This is a genomic window from Fimbriimonadaceae bacterium (assembly GCA_019638775.1).
Classification (GTDB): Bacteria; Armatimonadota; Fimbriimonadia; order Fimbriimonadales; family Fimbriimonadaceae; genus JAHBTD01.
Genome location: JAHBTD010000090.1, coordinates 1 through 1,965, shown reverse-complemented (window position 1 = coordinate 1,965; position 1,965 = coordinate 1). Strand labels below are relative to the sequence as shown.

At 54.6% G+C, this 1,965-nt stretch carries 1 protein-coding gene; it reads right to left on the bottom strand.

What is annotated here, in order from left to right; all coding sequences use genetic code 11:
* The coding region (locus KF784_20140; protein MBX3121369.1) for a TonB-dependent siderophore receptor at positions 1 to 1,965 on the bottom strand (1,965 nt) is incomplete at both ends.

Below are 1,965 nucleotides of genomic sequence, written 5' to 3'. Positions count from 1 at the left end.
AAACATGCGTGGGATACCGACATTAATAGAATTCCGGTCACCCAGCGTGCCGCCAAAAAGGGTACTGTCAGCCAGATTGTATGCGTTGAGCTGCAGGCTCAGGCGTGAATGCATAACCGGCGGGCGGTAGCGCACCATGGCGTCGACACGCGCCTGCGATGGCAAAATGAAGGTATTCGCCGGATCGCCCGGACGCTTGTCCTGTACGAAAACACCGGCGCCAAAGCTCAAGCCGTGCAGCGGCTCAATCGGCACATCATAACGCGCCCATACACTTCCCGAGTGCTTGGGTACGTTCCACAGCCGGTTACCCTTGTTATCGCCTTCCAGCACCTCGGCGTCGGTATACGCATAGGTCAGAATCAGGCTCAGTCCATCGGTGACCTGCCCCGAAACATCTACTTCCACGCCCTGGCTGCGCGCTTCGCCGACTGCAACTGAAAAGGGTTGTCCGGGAACGCTCACCGCGAGGTTTTGCCTGGTCAGATGATAATACGCCACGTTGGAATTCAGCCGGCCGCCAAACAGCGTAGTCTTGAATCCGCCCTCGAACTGCTCGCCGATTTGCGGTTTAAGTACGTTACCGTTACTACCGAAGGCCGTATTGGCGGAACCCAGCGACTGCACGTAATTGCCGTAAAACGACAGCCATTCCCAGGGTTGATACACAATTCCCGCACGCGGACTGAAGCGTGCGTTATTGACTTTATTAACCGCCGCTCTGGCATCGGCCAGCGATTGATCTTCACCAAAAGCCAGGCCTACCGCATTCGTAGCCCAGTCATATCGTCCGCCGCCCATCAGATGCAGCTTGTTAAACAGCGTGATTTGATCCTGAAAAAACACGCCGTTCCACTCGTTCGTCTGATCGATGAAAAAATTTCTGGGTAATGATCCCAGATTCTCACGGCTGTACTGCGGACGGAATATATTGATCGGGCTGGCATCGGCTGTTATTGATTTAACCCCGCCAAATGACCCGTAGTATTCCCATCCCGCCAGCACATTATGCTCGATGCCGTAGGTATTAAAACGACCCGTGACATCAACCGTACCCTGATAGGCATTGGTGGACGCATCGCCTCTATAGTATCCCCGTTGCAATACGCCCGTCATTTCATCGAGATCGAACCCGGTGGTTTGCGGATCTCTAACATCTCGGTGAAAATAACTGAAGCGCGCCCGCGCCCGCCAATCGTCGTTAAACGCATGTGTTAATGTCGCGGCGGTATTGTAGATGTTTTCATGCGTCTTATCCGCCGGCTCGCCCAGGAAGCGCGATCGCGGCACCCTGGCCGGACGGTTTCCGAGCGCGACAATACCATAATCTTCACGCGTCTCCAGATCCTTATACGTAAAATCCACATCAAACTGGGTGCTCGGTGCAATTTTCCAGGTAACCGACGGTGCGACGAAAATCCGGTCGGTAAAACCGAAATCGCGGAATGAATTCTGGTTGAGGTACTCGAAATTCAGGCGGTACAGTAGCGTGCCGCTTTCGTTGATTGCACCGGTGGCGTCAGCCAGTGTCTGGAACTGGCCGTACGACCCGAACTGCTGGTTTAGCGCGTAATAGCGTTCCGCCTGCGGCCGCTTGGTAACCAGATTGACCATGCCGCCCGGTTCGATCCGGCCGTATAAATTTGTCGTGGCGCCTTTCAATACCTCCACCCGGGAGATATTCGCCAATGAAAAACTTGTGGCGAGCGGAAACCGGAATCCGTCGCGGAAACTGGCAAAACCCGTCTCAAAACCCCGAATCATGAATGACTGGCTCATCCCCCCGAAAGTAAACCCGGGAGAAACGCCGCTGACATTTTTGACTGCATCTTCGATCTGAATGGCTTGTTGATCTTCTAATACCGCCTGCGGAACGACTTGAACGGAAGCCGGCGTGATCATCAGCGGCAAATCGACTCTGGTCGCGGTTGACGCATTGGTGCGCGTATAACTCGGATTGCCCGG